Annotated in this window: 11 protein-coding genes, 2 tRNA genes and 3 rRNA genes; 12 read left to right on the top strand and 4 right to left on the bottom strand. The window is 61.1% G+C overall.

Going from position 1 to position 18,459, the window contains the following annotated elements; genetic code table 11:
- Positions 1–207: 207 nt before the first annotated feature.
- From PVZ78_RS13790 to rrf, 5 genes are all read left to right on the top strand, one after another.
- Positions 208–1,744: ribosomal RNA gene (locus tag PVZ78_RS13790) — 16S ribosomal RNA — on the top strand.
- Positions 1,745–1,809: 65 nt separating this feature from the next.
- Positions 1,810–1,886, top strand: a tRNA-Ile gene (locus PVZ78_RS13785).
- A gap of 26 nt (positions 1,887–1,912) precedes the next feature.
- A tRNA-Ala gene (locus tag PVZ78_RS13780) sits at positions 1,913–1,988 on the top strand.
- Positions 1,989–2,227: 239 nt separating this feature from the next.
- Positions 2,228–5,119: ribosomal RNA gene (locus PVZ78_RS13775) — 23S ribosomal RNA — on the top strand.
- A 147-nt stretch (positions 5,120–5,266) separates the two neighbouring features.
- Positions 5,267–5,382: ribosomal RNA gene (gene rrf, locus PVZ78_RS13770) — 5S ribosomal RNA — on the top strand.
- The 16S, 23S and 5S rRNA genes sit together here with 2 tRNA genes alongside, the layout of an rRNA operon.
- A gap of 132 nt (positions 5,383–5,514) precedes the next feature.
- Here rrf and PVZ78_RS13765 read toward each other — a convergent pair.
- Complete coding sequence (locus PVZ78_RS13765; protein ID WP_273828825.1) at positions 5,515–6,519, bottom strand: zinc-binding dehydrogenase; 1,005 nt, start codon at positions 6,517–6,519, stop codon at positions 5,515–5,517.
- Positions 6,509–7,441, bottom strand: a complete 933-nt coding sequence (locus PVZ78_RS13760; protein ID WP_257373126.1) for a TIGR03571 family LLM class oxidoreductase — start codon at positions 7,439–7,441, stop codon at positions 6,509–6,511. Before PVZ78_RS13760 ends, PVZ78_RS13765 begins: the two co-directional genes overlap by 11 nt.
- A 243-nt stretch (positions 7,442–7,684) precedes the next feature.
- On the opposite strand from PVZ78_RS13760, the gene mrdA reads away from it, so the two are divergent.
- Complete coding sequence (gene mrdA, locus PVZ78_RS13755) at positions 7,685–9,577, top strand: penicillin-binding protein 2 (protein WP_041989614.1); 1,893 nt, start codon at positions 7,685–7,687, stop codon at positions 9,575–9,577.
- A 1-nt stretch (position 9,578) separates the two neighbouring features.
- Here the strand turns inward: mrdA and PVZ78_RS13750 are convergent, their stop codons facing one another.
- Positions 9,579–10,565 carry a LysR family transcriptional regulator gene (locus PVZ78_RS13750; RefSeq protein WP_009050036.1) on the bottom strand — a complete coding sequence of 329 codons (987 nt, stop codon included), beginning with the start codon at positions 10,563–10,565 and terminating at the stop codon, positions 9,579–9,581.
- A 155-nt stretch (positions 10,566–10,720) separates the two neighbouring features.
- Between PVZ78_RS13750 and PVZ78_RS13745 the strand changes: the two genes are divergently transcribed.
- The 3 genes from PVZ78_RS13745 to PVZ78_RS13735 are packed head-to-tail and all read left to right on the top strand — an operon-like array spanning position 10,721 to position 13,700.
- On the top strand, positions 10,721–12,022 hold the full coding sequence (locus tag PVZ78_RS13745; RefSeq protein WP_124314177.1) for an MFS transporter: 1,302 nt from the start codon (positions 10,721–10,723) through the stop codon (positions 12,020–12,022).
- Positions 12,019–12,774 carry a class II aldolase/adducin family protein gene (locus PVZ78_RS13740; protein WP_009050034.1) on the top strand — a complete coding sequence of 252 codons (756 nt, stop codon included), beginning with the start codon at positions 12,019–12,021 and terminating at the stop codon, positions 12,772–12,774. Before PVZ78_RS13745 ends, PVZ78_RS13740 begins: the two co-directional genes overlap by 4 nt.
- Complete coding sequence (locus PVZ78_RS13735; RefSeq protein WP_273828824.1) at positions 12,771–13,700, top strand: 2-hydroxyacid dehydrogenase; 930 nt, start codon at positions 12,771–12,773, stop codon at positions 13,698–13,700. The genes PVZ78_RS13740 and PVZ78_RS13735 overlap by 4 nt, the downstream gene beginning before the upstream one ends.
- Here the strand turns inward: PVZ78_RS13735 and PVZ78_RS13730 are convergent.
- Positions 13,694–14,629 (bottom strand): LysR family transcriptional regulator, encoded by a 936-nt coding sequence (locus tag PVZ78_RS13730; RefSeq protein WP_273828823.1) that lies wholly within the window; start codon positions 14,627–14,629, stop codon positions 13,694–13,696. The two genes, PVZ78_RS13735 and PVZ78_RS13730, sit on opposite strands and share 7 nt — an antisense overlap.
- Before the next feature lie 182 nt (positions 14,630–14,811).
- On the opposite strand from PVZ78_RS13730, the gene PVZ78_RS13725 reads away from it, so the two are divergent.
- From PVZ78_RS13725 to PVZ78_RS13715, 3 genes are read left to right on the top strand one after another with little or no spacing between them, the layout of a single operon-like run.
- Complete coding sequence (locus tag PVZ78_RS13725; RefSeq protein ID WP_151264373.1) at positions 14,812–16,116, top strand: MFS transporter; 1,305 nt, start codon at positions 14,812–14,814, stop codon at positions 16,114–16,116.
- A 28-nt stretch (positions 16,117–16,144) separates the two neighbouring features.
- The gene (locus tag PVZ78_RS13720) at positions 16,145–17,374 is read left to right on the top strand and encodes a Zn-dependent hydrolase (RefSeq protein WP_273828822.1); all 1,230 of its coding nucleotides are present in this window, start codon (positions 16,145–16,147) and stop codon (positions 17,372–17,374) included.
- Between the two features lie 10 nt (positions 17,375–17,384).
- Entirely contained in the window at positions 17,385–18,410 is a 1,026-nt protein-coding gene (locus tag PVZ78_RS13715; protein WP_101282997.1) for a histone deacetylase family protein, read from the top strand.
- Positions 18,411–18,459 lie beyond the last annotated feature (49 nt).

Here is an 18,459-nt window from a genome sequence, read left to right as displayed (position 1 = left end):
TGCTGTAGAATGCGCGCCTCGGTTGAGACGAAAGACTTAACCAACCGCTCTTTAACAACTGAATCAAGCAATTCGTGTGGGTGCTTGTGGAGTCAGACTGATAGTCAGAAAGATTATCAGCATCACAAGTTACTCCGCGAGAAATCAAAGATGTAACCAACGATTGCTGAGCCAAGTTTAGGGTTTTCTCAAAACCCAAAGATGTTTGAACTGAAGAGTTTGATCATGGCTCAGATTGAACGCTGGCGGCAGGCCTAACACATGCAAGTCGAGCGGTAGAGAGAAGCTTGCTTCTCTTGAGAGCGGCGGACGGGTGAGTAATGCCTAGGAATCTGCCTGGTAGTGGGGGATAACGTTCGGAAACGGACGCTAATACCGCATACGTCCTACGGGAGAAAGCAGGGGACCTTCGGGCCTTGCGCTATCAGATGAGCCTAGGTCGGATTAGCTAGTTGGTGAGGTAATGGCTCACCAAGGCGACGATCCGTAACTGGTCTGAGAGGATGATCAGTCACACTGGAACTGAGACACGGTCCAGACTCCTACGGGAGGCAGCAGTGGGGAATATTGGACAATGGGCGAAAGCCTGATCCAGCCATGCCGCGTGTGTGAAGAAGGTCTTCGGATTGTAAAGCACTTTAAGTTGGGAGGAAGGGTACTTACCTAATACGTGAGTATTTTGACGTTACCGACAGAATAAGCACCGGCTAACTCTGTGCCAGCAGCCGCGGTAATACAGAGGGTGCAAGCGTTAATCGGAATTACTGGGCGTAAAGCGCGCGTAGGTGGTTCGTTAAGTTGGATGTGAAATCCCCGGGCTCAACCTGGGAACTGCATCCAAAACTGGCGAGCTAGAGTATGGTAGAGGGTGGTGGAATTTCCTGTGTAGCGGTGAAATGCGTAGATATAGGAAGGAACACCAGTGGCGAAGGCGACCACCTGGACTGATACTGACACTGAGGTGCGAAAGCGTGGGGAGCAAACAGGATTAGATACCCTGGTAGTCCACGCCGTAAACGATGTCAACTAGCCGTTGGGAGCCTTGAGCTCTTAGTGGCGCAGCTAACGCATTAAGTTGACCGCCTGGGGAGTACGGCCGCAAGGTTAAAACTCAAATGAATTGACGGGGGCCCGCACAAGCGGTGGAGCATGTGGTTTAATTCGAAGCAACGCGAAGAACCTTACCAGGCCTTGACATCCAATGAACTTTCCAGAGATGGATTGGTGCCTTCGGGAACATTGAGACAGGTGCTGCATGGCTGTCGTCAGCTCGTGTCGTGAGATGTTGGGTTAAGTCCCGTAACGAGCGCAACCCTTGTCCTTAGTTACCAGCACGTAATGGTGGGCACTCTAAGGAGACTGCCGGTGACAAACCGGAGGAAGGTGGGGATGACGTCAAGTCATCATGGCCCTTACGGCCTGGGCTACACACGTGCTACAATGGTCGGTACAGAGGGTTGCCAAGCCGCGAGGTGGAGCTAATCCCATAAAACCGATCGTAGTCCGGATCGCAGTCTGCAACTCGACTGCGTGAAGTCGGAATCGCTAGTAATCGCGAATCAGAATGTCGCGGTGAATACGTTCCCGGGCCTTGTACACACCGCCCGTCACACCATGGGAGTGGGTTGCACCAGAAGTAGCTAGTCTAACCTTCGGGAGGACGGTTACCACGGTGTGATTCATGACTGGGGTGAAGTCGTAACAAGGTAGCCGTAGGGGAACCTGCGGCTGGATCACCTCCTTAATCGACGACATCAGCTGCTTCATAAGCTCCCACACGAATTGCTTGATTCATTGAAGAAGACGATTGGGTCTGTAGCTCAGTTGGTTAGAGCGCACCCCTGATAAGGGTGAGGTCGGCAGTTCGAATCTGCCCAGACCCACCAATTACTGGTGCACCCTGTAGCGATACGGGGCCATAGCTCAGCTGGGAGAGCGCCTGCCTTGCACGCAGGAGGTCAGCGGTTCGATCCCGCTTGGCTCCACCATTACAGATTGGTGTCCATCGTTTAAAGCTTAGAAATGAGCATTCCGCTGATTGGCGATGAATGTTGATTTCTGATCTTTATCAGAATCGTTCTTTAAAAATTTGGGTATGTGATAGAAAGATAGACTGGATAGCACTTTCACTGGTGTTTATTCAGGCTAAGGTAAAATTTGTGAGTTTAATCGCGAATTTTCGGCGAATGTCGTCTTCACAGTATAACCAGATTGCTTGGGGTTATATGGTCAAGTGAAGAAGCGCATACGGTGGATGCCTTGGCAGTCAGAGGCGATGAAAGACGTGGTAGCCTGCGAAAAGCTTCGGGGAGTCGGCAAACAGACTTTGATCCGGAGATGTCTGAATGGGGGAACCCAGCCATCATAAGATGGTTATCTTGTACTGAATACATAGGTGCAAGAGGCGAACCAGGGGAACTGAAACATCTAAGTACCCTGAGGAAAAGAAATCAACCGAGATTCCCTTAGTAGTGGCGAGCGAACGGGGACTAGCCCTTAAGTGGCTTTGAGATTAGCGGAACGCTCTGGAAAGTGCGGCCATAGTGGGTGATAGCCCTGTACGCGAAAGTCTCTTAGTCATGAAATCGAGTAGGACGGAGCACGAGAAACTTTGTCTGAATATGGGGGGACCATCCTCCAAGGCTAAATACTACTGACTGACCGATAGTGAACTAGTACCGTGAGGGAAAGGCGAAAAGAACCCCGGAGAGGGGAGTGAAATAGATCCTGAAACCGTATGCGTACAAGCAGTGGGAGCAGACTTTGTTCTGTGACTGCGTACCTTTTGTATAATGGGTCAGCGACTTATATTCAGTGGCGAGCTTAACCGAATAGGGGAGGCGTAGCGAAAGCGAGTCTTAATAGGGCGTTTAGTCGCTGGGTATAGACCCGAAACCGGGCGATCTATCCATGGGCAGGTTGAAGGTTAGGTAACACTGACTGGAGGACCGAACCGACTACCGTTGAAAAGTTAGCGGATGACCTGTGGATCGGAGTGAAAGGCTAATCAAGCTCGGAGATAGCTGGTTCTCCTCGAAAGCTATTTAGGTAGCGCCTCATGTATCACTGTAGGGGGTAGAGCACTGTTTCGGCTAGGGGGTCATCCCGACTTACCAAACCGATGCAAACTCCGAATACCTACAAGTGCCGAGCATGGGAGACACACGGCGGGTGCTAACGTCCGTCGTGAAAAGGGAAACAACCCAGACCGTCAGCTAAGGTCCCAAAGTTATGGTTAAGTGGGAAACGATGTGGGAAGGCTTAGACAGCTAGGAGGTTGGCTTAGAAGCAGCCACCCTTTAAAGAAAGCGTAATAGCTCACTAGTCGAGTCGGCCTGCGCGGAAGATGTAACGGGGCTCAAACCATACACCGAAGCTACGGGTATCACGTAAGTGATGCGGTAGAGGAGCGTTCTGTAAGCCTGTGAAGGTGAGTTGAGAAGCTTGCTGGAGGTATCAGAAGTGCGAATGCTGACATGAGTAACGACAATGGGTGTGAAAAACACCCACGCCGAAAGACCAAGGTTTCCTGCGCAACGTTAATCGACGCAGGGTTAGTCGGTCCCTAAGGCGAGGCTGAAAAGCGTAGTCGATGGAAAACAGGTTAATATTCCTGTACTTCTAGTTATTGCGATGGAGGGACGGAGAAGGCTAGGCCAGCTTGGCGTTGGTTGTCCAAGTTTAAGGTGGTAGGCTGGAATCTTAGGTAAATCCGGGGTTCTAAGGCCGAGAGCTGATGACGAGTTACCTTTCAGGTGACGAAGTGGTTGATGCCATGCTTCCAAGAAAAGCTTCTAAGCTTCAGATAACTAGGAACCGTACCCCAAACCGACACAGGTGGTTGGGTAGAGAATACCAAGGCGCTTGAGAGAACTCGGGTGAAGGAACTAGGCAAAATGGCACCGTAACTTCGGGAGAAGGTGCGCCGGTGAGGGTGAAGGACTTGCTCCGTAAGCCCATGCCGGTCGAAGATACCAGGCCGCTGCGACTGTTTATTAAAAACACAGCACTCTGCAAACACGAAAGTGGACGTATAGGGTGTGACGCCTGCCCGGTGCCGGAAGGTTAATTGATGGGGTTAGCTAACGCGAAGCTCTTGATCGAAGCCCCGGTAAACGGCGGCCGTAACTATAACGGTCCTAAGGTAGCGAAATTCCTTGTCGGGTAAGTTCCGACCTGCACGAATGGCGTAACGATGGCGGCGCTGTCTCCACCCGAGACTCAGTGAAATTGAAATCGCTGTGAAGATGCAGTGTATCCGCGGCTAGACGGAAAGACCCCGTGAACCTTTACTATAGCTTTGCACTGGACTTTGAATTTGCTTGTGTAGGATAGGTGGGAGGCTTTGAAGCGTGGACGCCAGTTCGCGTGGAGCCATCCTTGAAATACCACCCTGGCAACTTTGAGGTTCTAACTCAGGTCCGTTATCCGGATCGAGGACAGTGTATGGTGGGTAGTTTGACTGGGGCGGTCTCCTCCTAAAGAGTAACGGAGGAGTACGAAGGTGCGCTCAGACCGGTCGGAAATCGGTCGTAGAGTATAAAGGCAAAAGCGCGCTTGACTGCGAGACAGACACGTCGAGCAGGTACGAAAGTAGGTCTTAGTGATCCGGTGGTTCTGTATGGAAGGGCCATCGCTCAACGGATAAAAGGTACTCCGGGGATAACAGGCTGATACCGCCCAAGAGTTCATATCGACGGCGGTGTTTGGCACCTCGATGTCGGCTCATCACATCCTGGGGCTGAAGCCGGTCCCAAGGGTATGGCTGTTCGCCATTTAAAGTGGTACGCGAGCTGGGTTTAGAACGTCGTGAGACAGTTCGGTCCCTATCTGCCGTGGACGTTTGAGATTTGAGAGGGGCTGCTCCTAGTACGAGAGGACCGGAGTGGACGAACCTCTGGTGTTCCGGTTGTCACGCCAGTGGCATTGCCGGGTAGCTATGTTCGGAAAAGATAACCGCTGAAAGCATCTAAGCGGGAAACTTGCCTCAAGATGAGATCTCACTGGAACCTTGAGTTCCCTGAAGGGCCGTCGAAGACTACGACGTTGATAGGTTGGGTGTGTAAGCGCTGTGAGGCGTTGAGCTAACCAATACTAATTGCCCGTGAGGCTTGACCATATAACACCCAAGCAATTTGCTTAAGAGCGAGTTGCGGTGTGTGAAGACGAAACGAACCGAAAGTTTGCACTACTCACAAAAGCACCACAAAGCTATTACATACCCAATTTGCTGAAGCGTCGAAAGACGAGTCGGCACACCGAATTTCTTGACGACCATAGAGCATTGGAACCACCTGATCCCATCCCGAACTCAGAAGTGAAACGATGCATCGCCGATGGTAGTGTGGGGTTTCCCCATGTGAGAGTAGGTCATCGTCAAGATTAAATTCCGAAACCCCAATTGCGAAAGCAATTGGGGTTTTGTTTTTTTGCGCAGAAAAACCTTTCCAGTCACCAGAGAGCAGCGTGCTTCGACTCAAGACTGTCTCAAGCCGAAGGCACCCTTGACCGGCGTTAACGTCCCAGGCTGTTGTGCGTTAGCCGGGTTACCCACTTGCCATGCTGCTCGCCACTCTTCAATGCCCGCAGTTTCTCCGGCAGTTGGTTGAAGTCGAATTCAATCAGCGGTGCAGGTTGCAGCAGTCCTGATACGGTTTGGCTCATCAGTTGTTCGGCGTACTGACGTAGCTGTTGCCAGTCGACCCGGCTGCCGTAAGCGTGAATGCTGTTGAGGGCCACCTCATGGAGTGAGATCGCGGTGCTGAACGCCGGCAATGGCGTCGTCTCCTGACGATCCTGAATGCACACCAGGTGCCCGTTGTAGCCCAGCAGCGCTGCCAGGCCGCGCGCGTGAGCGCCGCTGACGGTATCGAACAGCGCATGCAGGCGACGTTCCCCCAACCGTGATTGCAGCTCGGTTTGCCAAGTGGCTGCCTGATAGTCGAAGACCCCGGCCGCGCCCTGCGCCAGCAACCGCGCATGGTGCTTGGCGGACGCTGTCGCCCACACCCGCAGACCGCGTTGCGCCGCCAACTGAACCAGCAGCGAACCCACTGCCCCGCCAGCCCCCACCACCAGCACATCACGTGCACCTACAACGGGGACTTTATCCAGCGCCTGCAAGGCGGTCAGGCCGGGGCAGGGCAGGCTGGCGGCAACCGCGTCATCCAGTGACTCAGGAACCGGCAGCGCCGCATCGGCATCGAGCAGGCAATACTCGGCGAAGCTGCCATCACGGCTCAGCGACTGGTGATAAGCCACCCGCGTACCGACCTTCAGCGTCACTGCGGCTCCCGCGGCCACCACCACCCCGACGCCATCGACACCAGGCACCCGGCCGCTATGCCAATCGGCATGCCCCCACTCGATGATCTTCCAGTCCACCGGGTTGAGGGCGATCGCGGTATTGGCGATCAACACTTCCTTGGGCCCCGGTTGCGGCAATACCTTGCGGATCAGTTGAAGGCCTTCCAGGCCGGCCCCTGCGGTCCAGCCCCAGGCGTTGTATTCAGTTGGCATGGTGAAACCTCGGCAGTACGAATTCGGCAATTTCCTCGATGGCCTCGGCCACCGGACGTTCGCTGCGCCGCAGATGCAGGCCGACATGCTGCACGCCCGCTTCTCGCAGGGCCTGCAACTCGTCGATCAATGCCAGGCGCCCACAGCGGCCGCCAAAGCGCAGGCGCTGCATGGGGGCGTGCGGGTCAGCGGCGAGGTCCAGGTGGACGAAGCTGATGTAGGGTTTGTCGCCACCGACCTCACGCCAGAGCGCGACGCGTCGGCGGTGCTCCTCCGAGGTGCCCGGATAGGCCAGCCAGCCGTCCATGTGTGCACCGATCCAGGCCGGTGATTGCTGGCTCAGTCCGGCCACCAGCAGCGGTGCGGCTTCAGGACGCTGTGGCAGCAGATGCGCGCCCTCGGGCAAGCGATCCTGCCCCTGGCTGTGCAGCAGCTCGACCGCATCGCGAAAGAGCTCCCCACGCTGGGCGTAATCGACGCCGAACAGCGGATACTCCATCGGCCGGTCACCACTGGCGACCCCCAGCAGCAAGCGACCATCGCTCAACTCGTCGATGCTGTTGGCCGCCTTGAGGGTCAGCCACGGCTGACGCAGCGGCAGGACCACCGCGGCGGTCCCGAGCATGATGTTGTGCGTGATACCGGCCAGGTAGCCGAGATAGGAAAAGGTTTCGAAGACCTGAGCGGCATCGCCGAAATTCGGGTCGTACACCGGCACATCACGTACCCACAGCGCACGAAAGCCGGCCTGGTCCGCCAAACGGGCGAGGGTTGCATGTTGCTTGAGGTCCGGCACGCCGAAGGGGCGACCTGCGATCTGGCGCAGGCGTTGGCCATCGCTGGACCAGTCGTTGTCCAGGGGCAGTTCCAGGCCGATGGAAAAGTTGTTCCTGCCAAGCAGGCGTTGAAAACGAGGGTGCATGAAAGGCTCCAGCGTCTCGCCCGTGGCAAGACGGTCATAGGGATTACAGGGCAGCAGTATCCCCAGGCCCGGCTCACGGAAAAATGCATGAATCGGAACAACAATCTTGAGCGGGCATCACGAATCGGCCGAATTCTTCATGAAAGCGCCAGGGCGGTTTTTGGTATGGTGCAGCTCGTTTTTCAAGGGACCGACATTCACCCGCACGGACCAGCGTTCACTATTCCACGAGAAGCTGTAGCAATGCCTGAACCGATACCGATCAAGGACCACGAAAAAGAGACGCAGCTGGTCAACAAAAGACTGTTGGCCTGTGCCCTGTTGGTGGTCGCCATCACCTGCACCCTGATCGGGCGCCTGTATTTCCTGCAGGTGGTCGAGTTCGACTATCACTCGACCATCTCCGAAAACAATCGTGTGCACGTGCTGCCCATCACCCCGACCCGCGGCCTGATCTACGACCGCAACGGCGTGCTGCTGGCCGACAACCGTCCCAGTTTCAACCTGACCATTACCCGTGAGCGCACCACCGACCTCAAAGGCGAGCTGGACCAGGTGGTCAGCCTGCTGCACCTGCCCGCCGAAGACCGAGTCCTGTTCGACAAGGCGCTGAAGCAGTCACGCCACCCATTCGTGCCGGTCACCCTGTTCTATGAACTGACCGAAGAGCAGATCGCCGTGCTGGCGGTCAACGAGTACCGCCTGCCGGGGCTGGAGGTCGAGGCGCAGTTCGTGCGGCACTATCCGATGGGCGCGCACTTCGCCCATTCCATCGGCTATGTCGGGCGCATCAACGAGAAGGAAGCCAAGGTCCTGGACTCGGTGGAATACCGCGGCACCCAGTCGATCGGCAAGACCGGGATCGAGCGCTTCTACGAGTCCGAGCTGCATGGCCATGTCGGCTATGAAGAGGTGGAAACCAACGCCCAGGGCCGGGTCATGCGGGTGCTCAAGCACACCGATCCGATCCCTGGAAAAAACATCGTGCTCAGCCTCGACGTGAAGTTGCAAGAGGCGGCCGAGGCGGCCCTGGGCGACCGTCGCGGATCGGTGGTGGCCCTCGATCCGCAGACCGGCGAAGTGCTGGCCATGGTCAGCAAGCCGAGCTTCGACCCGAACCTGTTCGTCACCGGCATCAGCTTCAAGGAGTACAGCGCGTTACGCGACTCCATCGACCGGCCGCTGTTCAACCGCGTGCTGCGCGGCCTGTATGCGCCGGGGTCGACCATCAAGCCGGAAGTGGCGATCGCCGGGCTGGATTCCGGGGTGGTCAACGCCTCGACCCGGGTGTTCGATCCGGGTTACTACCAACTGCCGGACGTCGACCACAAATACCGCAACTGGAACCACAGCGGCGACGGCTGGGTGGACCTGGACGCGGCGATCATGCGCTCCAACGACACCTACTTCTACGACCTGGCGCACAAGCTCGGTATCGACCGCCTGCACGATTACCTGGCGATGTTCGGCCTGGGCGAGAAAGTCTCCCTGGACATGTTCGAGGAAGCATCGGGGCTGATGCCGTCCCAGGCCTGGAAGCGCGCCACCCGGCGCCAGCCGTGGTTCCCCGGCGAGACGGTGATTCTCGGCATCGGCCAAGGCTACATGCAGGTCACTCCATTGCAGCTGGCCCAGGCGACGGCGCTGATCGCCAACAAGGGTGTGTGGAATCGCCCTCATCTGGCCAAGACCGTCGATGGCGTGGCGCCGGTGGACGAACACCCGATGCCGAATATCCAGCTCAAGGACCCGGTCGACTGGGACCTGGTCAGCCATGGCATGCAGATGGTGATGCACGCGCCCCGCGGCACCGCGCGCGACGCAGCGGCCGGCGCGCAATACCGCATCGCCGGCAAGAGCGGTACGGCGCAGGTGGTGGCGATCAAGCAGGGCGAGCGTTACAACCGGCTCAAGACCCACGAGCGTCATCGCGACAATGCCCTGTTCGTCGGTTTCGCCCCGGCCGAGCACCCGCAGATCGTGGTGGCGGTGATGATCGAGAACGGCGAGGCCGGTGGCCGGGTCGCGGGGCCGGTGGTGCGTCAGGTCATGGATGCCTGGCTGCTCGACCAGCAAGGCCACCTGAAGCCGCAATACGCCAGCCCCGGCAAGGGGCCGGACGTTCCCCACGCCTGAGTCATTTGAACATCAGGCTGTCCGGCACCTGCTCACGAATACTGAGCATGTGCTGGATGCTGTCCAGGAACAGGGTTTCGGCCTGGCTCATCTTCTGTTCCCGGTGCCACAGCAGCTGGATATCGAAATCCACCACGCCCTCGTCCGGCGGCAAACGCCAGAGCAGCCCTTGCTCGACATTCCGTTTGACCAGGTGGATCGGCAGACAGCCGATACCGAACCCTGCGCAGACCAGGCGATAAATCTCTTCGAAACTGGTGGAGGAGGCGACGATCTTGCCGGTAAAGCCCTGCTGGTCGCGAAACAGCGTCAGCGGTGACAGGTTGCCCCCCAACTGGTCGCTGGTGAAGCTGACGAAGTTCTCGTTGGCCAGTTGTTGCAGGCTCAGATTCTGCTGGCCGAACAGCCGGTGACGCTGGCCGCAGAAGTAGGCATACCGCTCGCGAAACAGCACCCGCTGCTCCAGCCTGGGCTGCGGCAGACGGCATAACCCGACCCCCAGGGTCGCGGTCTTTTGCAGCAGCGAACTGATGATGTCCGAGCTGCCCATCACCTCGACTTCCAGCTCGATTTTCGGGTGGGCCTCATGGAAATCGGCGAGGAACTCATCGTAGTGCGGCGCCTGCACGCCGCTGACGGTGAGGATGCGGATCTTGCCCACCACGTCGTCGTTGCGGCTCTCCACCACGGTGCCCAGGCGCGAAATATCGCCATAGATATCGGTGGCGATGCGCAGCACTTCCTCCCCGGTTTCCGTCAGCTCGAAGCGCCGTCCGCTGCGGGCGATCAACACGCAATCGAGCTGTTCCTCCAGGCGCTTGAGGGCCTGGCTGACCGCCGACTGGGTGATGTGCAGGCGCGCGGCGGCGCGGCTCATGCTGCCTTCCTGGCCGATCACCAGGTAGGTGCGCAGCAGGTTCCAGTCCAGGCGATCGTTGAGGAAACGCCGGCCGACCCAGGGGTTGGACGTGGAGAGTGGTGTAGGCATGGCGGCTCCATCTAGTAGCTGTGCTAATAGCAAGGATAAGGATTTGAAAATTGACTAATCCTGGCACGCCAGCGATAAAGCCCACAAGCGCCGCAGAGCGCCGTGATCCAAGCCTTCCGCACCTGCCCAAAACTACAATTACACAGGGTCCTTGCATGCACACCACCCCTCAACCGCGCAGAGCCGCGGCGGCGGCCTTTATCGGCACGACCATCGAGTTCTACGACTTCTACATCTACGCCACGGCTGCGGCCCTGGTCCTCGGTCAGGTGTTCTTTCCCAGCAGCGACCCGGTGATGAGCACCCTGGCGGCCTTCGGCAGCTTCGCCGTGGGCTTCATCGCCCGGCCCATGGCCGGCATGGTGTTCGGCCATCTGGGCGATCGCCTCGGGCGCAAGAAAATGCTGCTGGTGACCATGGCGCTGATGGGCCTGGCCACCACCGGCATCGGCCTGTTGCCCAGCTATGCCAGCGTCGGTATCTGGGCGCCCATCGGCCTGATCGTGCTGCGCATCATCCAGGGCATTTCCGTGGGCGGCGAGTGGGGCGGGGCGGTGCTGATGGCCAGCGAACATGCTCCGGCCAGGCGCAAGACTTTCTACGCTTCCTTTGCCCAGCTCGGCAGCCCGGCCGGCCTGCTGCTGGCGTTGATCGCCTTCCGCCTGGTGACCAGCCTCGACCAGCAGGACTTCCTCGACTGGGGGTGGCGCCTGCCATTCCTCGCCAGCGGCGTGCTGATGATGTTCGGCCTGATGATCCGCTCCGGCGTGCACGAGTCGCCAGAGTTCGCCAAGGCCCGGGCCAACAATGAGACCGCCCAGTACCCGGTGATGGAAGTGCTGCGCAGCTGCTGGAAGCAGATCCTGTTCGCCGCCGCCGCGGTGACCATCGGTTCGGCCGGCTTCTTCTTCACCAACACCTTCATGATCACCTACGTCACCCAGTACCAGGGCATTTCCCGGGCGACCATTCTCGATTGCCTGTTCCTGGTGACGATCATCCAACTGCTGTCGCAGCCGCTCTCCGCGTTGCTGGCCGAGCGTATCGGCGAGGGGCGCTTCCTCAAGTGGGTGGCGCTGCTGTGCATGGCCACGCCGTACCCGATGTTCCTGTTGGTCGGCACCCAGAACATTGTGCTGATGACCCTCGGCATCGCCCTGGCGGTGGTGATTCTCTCGGCGCTGTACGCGGTGATCGCCGGCTACATGACCCAGGCCTTCCCGGTGCACCTGCGCTACTCGGGGATCTCCATCGCCTACCAACTGGCCTGCGCGGTCGCCGGTGGCAGCACGCCGCTGATCGGCACCTTGCTGGCCAGCAAATTCTCGGGGCAGTGGCTGCCGCTGGCGGCGTTCTTCAGCCTGCTCTCTGCCCTGTCATTGATCGGCGTCTGCGGCCTGGCCCGGCTGCGCGCCAACCCTACCGTCCACCACGCTGCCAAAGAGGTGTATTCGTGAGCAAACCTGAACACATGAGCCCGATTGAATGGCAGGCCCGCTGCGAGCTGGCGGCCCTGTATCGACTGGTCGCGCACTTTCGCATGACCGACCTGATCGACACCCACATCACCCTGCGCATTCCAGGGCCCGAGCATCACTTTTTGATCAACCGCTACGGGGTGATTTTCGACCGTATGCGTGCCAGCGACCTGGTGCGCATCGACCAGCAAGGGCGCATCGTCGATCCGCACTACGCCGGGCATCGGGTCAACGCCGCCGGCTTCGTCATTCACTCGGCGATCCACATGGCGCGCCCGGACCTCAACTGCGTGATCCACACCCACACCGCCGCCGGCATGGCGGTGGCCGCGCAGAAGCAGGGGCTGTTGCCCATCAGCCAGCATGCGCTGAAGTTCTACGGCAAGCTGGCGTACCACACCTATGAAGGCATCGCCCTGTCCCTCGACGAGCGCGAGCGCCTGATCGCCGACCTCGGCCCGCACAAGGCGATGATCCTGCGCAACCACGGCCTGTTGGTGGGCGGTGCTAGCGTCGCCCATGCCTTCCAGGAGATCCATTTCCTCGAGCGCGCCTGCCAGGCCCAGGTCCAGGCGCTGGCCGGCGGTTGCGAGCTGAACTACCCGTCGCCGGAAGTCTGTGCCCACACCGCCGAACAGTTCGAACGCGACGACGCCGACAACATCATCGAACTGGCCTGGGAAGCCGCCCTGACCCTGATCGAGTCCCAGCGCGAGTCCTATCTGTCATGAGCATCGTGGTGCTGCTGTCCCGCGACAGCCTGTTGCTCAAGCAACTGCAGGCCGCCTTCGCCCGCTGCGTGCCACAGGTGCAGGCGGTACTGGCCGACGACCCGCGTGCCGCCGAGGCACCCATGGCCGCCTGCTGGTTTCCACCCGCCGGCAGTCTGGGGCGTTTGCCCAACCTGCAAGTGATTCACTCGGTGGCGGCCGGTATCGACCATCTGGAACACGACCCTTCGTGCCCGGACCTGCCGATCTGCCGGGTGGTGGACCCGGGGCACCGCCAGGGCATGACCGAGTACCTGCGCTGGGCGGTGATCCACTATCACCGCGGCTTCGACCGGGTGCTGGAGCAGCAGCGCGAACGGCACTGGGAGCGACCGCTGCAACGGCCGGCGCGGCAGTTCAAGGTCGGGGTCATGGGCCTGGGTTCCCTGGGTAGCGCCATTGCCCTCGACCTGGCCGCCGCCGGCTACGACGTGCGTGGCTGGGCTCGCAGTGCCAAGAGCCTGGCGGGGGTGCAGACCTTCGTCGGGCCGGGGCAACTGGAGCCCTTTCTCGATGCAGTGGAGCTGCTGATCAACCTGTTGCCGCTGACTGCCGAGACCCGCGGCATTCTCGGGCGAGACAGCTTTGCCCGGCTGGCCCGCGGTGCGGCGCTGGTCAATGTCGGGCGGGGTGGCCACCTCAACCTCGACGACTTGCGCCAGGCCCTGGCCAGCGGCCAACTGCGCGGCGCCTTGCTCGACGTGTTCGAGCAGGAACCGCTGCCGGCCGATGATCCGCTGTGGACCACGCCCGGGGTCACCCTCACTCCGCACATGGCCTCGGCGGCCTCCCACGATTGCATTGCCGAGCAGGTGGCGGACAACCTGCGGCGCCTGCAAGCCGGCGAGCCGCTGTTGAACGAAGTGGACAGAGCCCAGGGTTACTGAGCGCCCAGGCAGGCCTGCAAGGTTTCGATAAAGACCGTCTCGGCGCGGCTCATGCGCTGTTCACGGTTCCACAGCAGATGGATGTCGACGTCGGCGATGCCGTCGTGGGGCGGCAGGCGCCACAGCAGCCCGGCCTCGACATCGGCTGCTACCACATGCTCGGGCAGGCAGCCGATGCCGTAGCCGGCGATCACCAGGCGCCGCACTTCCTCCAGGCTTGGCGACGAGGCGACGATGCGCCCGCTGAAACCCTGCTGGTCGCGAAAGATGGTCAGCGGCGAGAGCATGCCGCCGATCTGGTCGCTGGTGAAACTGACAAAATTCTCCCGCTGCAAATCGCCTTCGGCCACCTTCTGCTGGCCGAACAGGGCATGGTGCTTGCCGCAGAAAAACGCATAGCGCTGGCGCAGGAACAACCGCTGTTCCAGGCGCGGCTGGGGCCGGCGGTTGAGGCTCAGGCCGAGGGTCGCGGTTTTTTCCTGCAGGGCGCTGACGATGTCCGAGCTGCGCATCACCTCGATCTCCAGGTCGACCCGCGGATGCTGGCGATGGAAGTCGGCGAGGAAGTCATCGAAACGCTCGGAAAAGATCCGGCTGATCATCAGCAGGCGCACCTTGCCGATCACCTCGTCGGCCGGCTGCTCCAACACGCCGCTGACCTGGGACATCTGCCCGTAGATCTCGCCGGCCAGGTGGAAGATCTGCTCGCCGATTTCGGTCAAGGCAAAACGTGGCCCGCGCCGGGCAATCAACTGGCGGCCCAATTGTTCCTCCAGGCGCTTGAGGGCCTGGCTCACCGCCGGCTGGGTCAGGTGCAGGCGGGCGGCCGCGCGGCTGATGCTCAGCTCCTGGCCGATCACCCGAAAGGTGCGCAGCAGGTTCCAGTCCAGGCGGTCGTTGAGCAGGCGGTCGGGTAGGCGGTTGGACATGGTGCAGGGCTCTGGGTCGAAGGGTAGGGCTGATAATAAGCAGAGGTAATAATCAGAATAATAAATAGAAAATTGACTAATTATAGGCCCGCGACGATAAATCCCTCCCAGACAGGCGCCGCCAGAGTGCCTCTGCGTTCCCGTTCTCTCCTGCCAGAAAAATAATCAAAGGAGCACGATCCATGAAGCCTTCCGCTTCGCCCCAGCCGCGCCGTGCGGCGGCGGCCGCCTTTATCGGCACCATGATCGAGTGGTACGACTTCTACATCTACGCCACCGCTGCGGCGCTGGTGTTCGGCGCCTTGTTCTTCCCCTCCGACGACAAACTGTTCAGCACCATGGCGGCCTTCGGCACCTTCGCCGTGGGCTTCTTCGCCCGGCCACTGGGCGGCATCGTGTTCGGCCATATCGGCGATCGCATCGGGCGCAAGAAGTCCCTGGTGATCACCCTGCTGATGATGGGCGTGGTCACGGTGTGCATCGGCCTGCTGCCGACTTATGCACAGATCGGCGCGACGGCGCCGGTGCTGCTGATCCTGCTGCGCATCGTCCAGGGCATTGCCGTCGGTGGCGAGTGGGGCGGGGCGGTGTTGATGGCCGGCGAGCATGCGCCCAAGGGCCGGCGTAACTTCTTCGCCTCTTTCGCCCAACTGGGCAGCCCGGCCGGGTTGATCCTGTCGCTGCTGGCTTTCAGCACAGTCACCCGCCTGCCCGAAGAAGACCTGATGAGCTGGGGCTGGCGCCTGCCGTTCCTCGCCAGCGCACTGTTGCTGGTGGTGGGCCTGGCGATTCGCCTGGGGGTCAATGAGTCGCCGGAATTCCTCGCCAGCCGCGAGCAGGCGCACAAGGCCCAGCGCAAGGAGCAGGCGCCGGTGATGGAAGTGCTGCAAAGCGCCTGGCGCCCGCTGCTGCTGTGCATCGGCGCCAATACCCTGGGCATCGCCGGGGTGTATTTCACCAACACCTTCATGATTGCCTACAGCACCCAGCAACTGGGGTTGCCGCGTTCGCTGATCCTGGAATGCCTGTTCGTGGTGGCAATCATCCAGTTCTGCATCCAGCCGCTGGCGGCCTGGACCGCCGAGAAGCTCGGCGCCACGCGTTTCCTGTGCCTGGCGTCGTTGCTGGCCATGGCGTCGCCGTACCCGATGTTCGTGCTGGTGAGCAGCGGCCAGGCGCCGCTGATCATTCTCGGCATCGCCCTGGCGGTGGTGTGCATGGCGTCCTTCTATGCGGTGATCGCTGGCTACGTCAGCGGCATGTTCGAGACCCGCGTGCGCTACACCGCGATCTCCCTGGCCTATCAGGTCTGCGGCGCCGTGGCCGGTGGCCTGACGCCGCTGATCGGCACCTGGCTGGCCCACCAGTTCGCCGGCCAGTGGTGGCCGATGGCGCTGTTCTACAGCCTGATCGCGACCATCTCGCTGCTCTGCGTGCTGGCCCTGGCGCGCCGGCATGCCGCCGCCCACCGCCTGGAAATGGCTTGAGTTTTTATCGCATCCGGAGAACCGAAGCATGTTGAAGATCAACGGCGAACGCCTGTGGGCGAGCCTGATGGCCATGGCCGAAATCGGCGCGACCGCCCGTGGCGGCAGCTGCCGCCTGGCCCTGAGCGAAGACGACAAGGCCGGGCGCGAACTGTTCGCCCGCTGGTGCCTGGAGGCCGGCATGAGCCTGAGCGTCGACCCCATTGGCAACCTGTTTGCCCGCCGTCCGGGCAGCGATCCCGATGCCGCCCCGGTGATGATGGGCAGCCACCTCGACACCCAGCCCGAAGGCGGGCGCTTCGATGGCGTGTACGGCGTGCTCGCCGGCCTGGAGGTGGTGCGCCGCCTCAACGATCTGCAGATCCAGACCCGCAAGCCGCTGGAAGTGGCGGTGTGGACCAACGAGGAGGGCGCGCGTTTCACCCCGGCCATGTTCGGCTCGGCGGTGTTCACCGGGATCATGGACCTGGAGACCGCCTTGGCGGTGCGCGACGCCGGCGGCATCAGCGTCGCCGAGGCGCTACACGCCACCGGCTACGCCGGCACACGGCCGCTGGGCGGGGCGGTGGATGCCTATTTCGAGGCGCATATCGAGCAGGGGCCGATCCTCGAAGATAACGCCAAGAGCATCGGCGTGGTCAGCGGCGGCCAGGCGATCCGCTGGCTCGACGTGCAGGTCGAAGGCATGGCCGCCCACGCCGGCACCACGCCGATGCCGCTGCGCAAGGACGCGCTCTACGGCGCCGCGCAGATGATCCTGGCGATCGAAACCCTGGCCACGGATTTCGCCCCCGAGGGCCTGACCACCGTCGGCGAGCTGAGCATCGCCAAGTCCTCGCGCAACACCATTCCCGGCCTGTTGCAATTCACCGTCGATTTGCGGCACCACCGCGACAGCGCCATCGCCGCCATGGAGCAGGAGGTCCGCGCGCGGCTTGGCGCCATCGCCGAGCGACGCCAGCTGAAGGTGACCATCAGCCCGCACTGGATCAGCCCGGCCACGCCCTTCGATGCCGACTGCGTGGCGGCGGTGCAGCAGGCGGTGGACGGCCTGGGCTACGCTCAACAATCGATCGTCAGCGGCGCCGGCCACGACGCGATTCACCTGGCGCGGTTCTGCCCGACGGCCATGGTCTTCATCCCTTGCGTCGGCGGCCTGAGCCACAACGAAGCCGAAGACGTCTTGCCCGAGGACGTGCGCCAGGGCACCGACGTATTGCTCAACGCCGTGCTGGCCCGCGCCGGCCAGGTTGCATAAGGAGAAGGTCATGCGCAGTTTTTTCCACCCCGAACAGCTGCTGCACCACCCGCGCAGCTATTACTCCCGCGGCCAGATGCGCACGCCCCAGGAAGTGCCCGAGCGCGCCCAGCGCCTGGTGCAGGCCGCGCATTCCCTGGGCTTTGACGTGCAGCAACCGGAGGATGCCGGCCTGGAGCCGCTGCTGGCGGTGCACGGCGCGGCCTATCTGCAATTCCTCAAGGAAGCCCACCAGCGCTGGAAGGAAATTCCCGAAGACTGGGGCGAGGAGGTGATGTCGAACATCTTCGTCCGCGAACCCAACGCCCTGCGCGGCATCCTGGCCCAGGCCGCACGTTACCTGGCCGATGGCAGCTGCCCGGTGGGCGAGCTGACCTGGCGTTCGGCCTACTGGTCGGCGCAAAGCGCGATTGCCGGCGCCCGGGCCTTGCTCGACGGCGAACCGGCAGCCTACGCCCTGTGCCGCCCGCCGGGCCACCACGCCCGGGCCGAAGCCGCCGGCGGCTTCTGCTACCTGAACAACGCGGCGATCGCCGCCCAGGTGCTGCGCGAGAAGTTCGCCCGGGTCGCGGTGCTGGACACCGACATGCACCATGGCCAGGGCATCCAGGAAATCTTCTACGAGCGCGACGACGTGCTGTACGTCTCGGTGCACGGCGACCCGACCAACTTCTACCCGGGCGTCGCCGGCTTCGCCGACGAGCGCGGCAGCGGCGCGGGGCTGGGCTACAACCTCAACCTGCCCATGGCCCACGGCGCCAGCGAAGCCGATTTCCTCGCCCAACTGGAAACCGCCCTGGCGGCGGTAAAGACCTTCGACGCGCAAGTGCTGGTGCTGTCCCTGGGCTTTGACATCTACGAACTCGACCCACAAAGCAAAGTCGCGGTGACCCGCGCCGGTTTCGCCCGTCTCGGCGAACGCATCCGCAGCCTCGGCCTGCCGTGTTTGATCGTGCAGGAAGGCGGCTATCACCTGGAAAGCCTGGAAGACAACGCACGGGCATTCTTTGCCGAGGCTGGGGCCTGGAAACTCTGATTGCGGTGGTTGTCAGATCGCTTCGCGGGCAAGCCTCGCTCCTACAGAC

The organism is Pseudomonas sp. SBT1-2, from assembly GCF_028640875.1.
Classification (GTDB): Bacteria; Pseudomonadota; Gammaproteobacteria; order Pseudomonadales; family Pseudomonadaceae; genus Aquipseudomonas; species Aquipseudomonas chlororaphis_I.
Note: the sequence above shows the minus strand (reverse complement) of the source record. Positions and strands in the feature narration are given on the sequence as shown.

Bases quoted from the DNA above. Each gene is read 5' to 3' on its own strand.
- PVZ78_RS13715 (WP_101282997.1), top strand. From the start codon at position 17,385: ATGCGCAGTTTTTTCCACCCCGAACAGCTGCTGCACCACCCGCGCAGC.
- PVZ78_RS13760 (WP_257373126.1), bottom strand. From the start codon at position 7,441: ATGCACCCTCGTTTTCAACGCCTGCTTGGCAGGAACAACTTTTCCATC.
- PVZ78_RS13725 (WP_151264373.1), top strand. From the start codon at position 14,812: ATGAAGCCTTCCGCTTCGCCCCAGCCGCGCCGTGCGGCGGCGGCCGCC.
- PVZ78_RS13720 (WP_273828822.1), top strand. From the start codon at position 16,145: ATGTTGAAGATCAACGGCGAACGCCTGTGGGCGAGCCTGATGGCCATG.
- PVZ78_RS13735 (WP_273828824.1), top strand. From the start codon at position 12,771: ATGAGCATCGTGGTGCTGCTGTCCCGCGACAGCCTGTTGCTCAAGCAA.
- PVZ78_RS13765 (WP_273828825.1), bottom strand. From the start codon at position 6,519: ATGCCAACTGAATACAACGCCTGGGGCTGGACCGCAGGGGCCGGCCTG.
- PVZ78_RS13745 (WP_124314177.1), top strand. From the start codon at position 10,721: ATGCACACCACCCCTCAACCGCGCAGAGCCGCGGCGGCGGCCTTTATC.
- PVZ78_RS13730 (WP_273828823.1), bottom strand. From the start codon at position 14,629: ATGTCCAACCGCCTACCCGACCGCCTGCTCAACGACCGCCTGGACTGG.
- mrdA (WP_041989614.1), top strand. From the start codon at position 7,685: ATGCCTGAACCGATACCGATCAAGGACCACGAAAAAGAGACGCAGCTG.
- PVZ78_RS13750 (WP_009050036.1), bottom strand. From the start codon at position 10,565: ATGCCTACACCACTCTCCACGTCCAACCCCTGGGTCGGCCGGCGTTTC.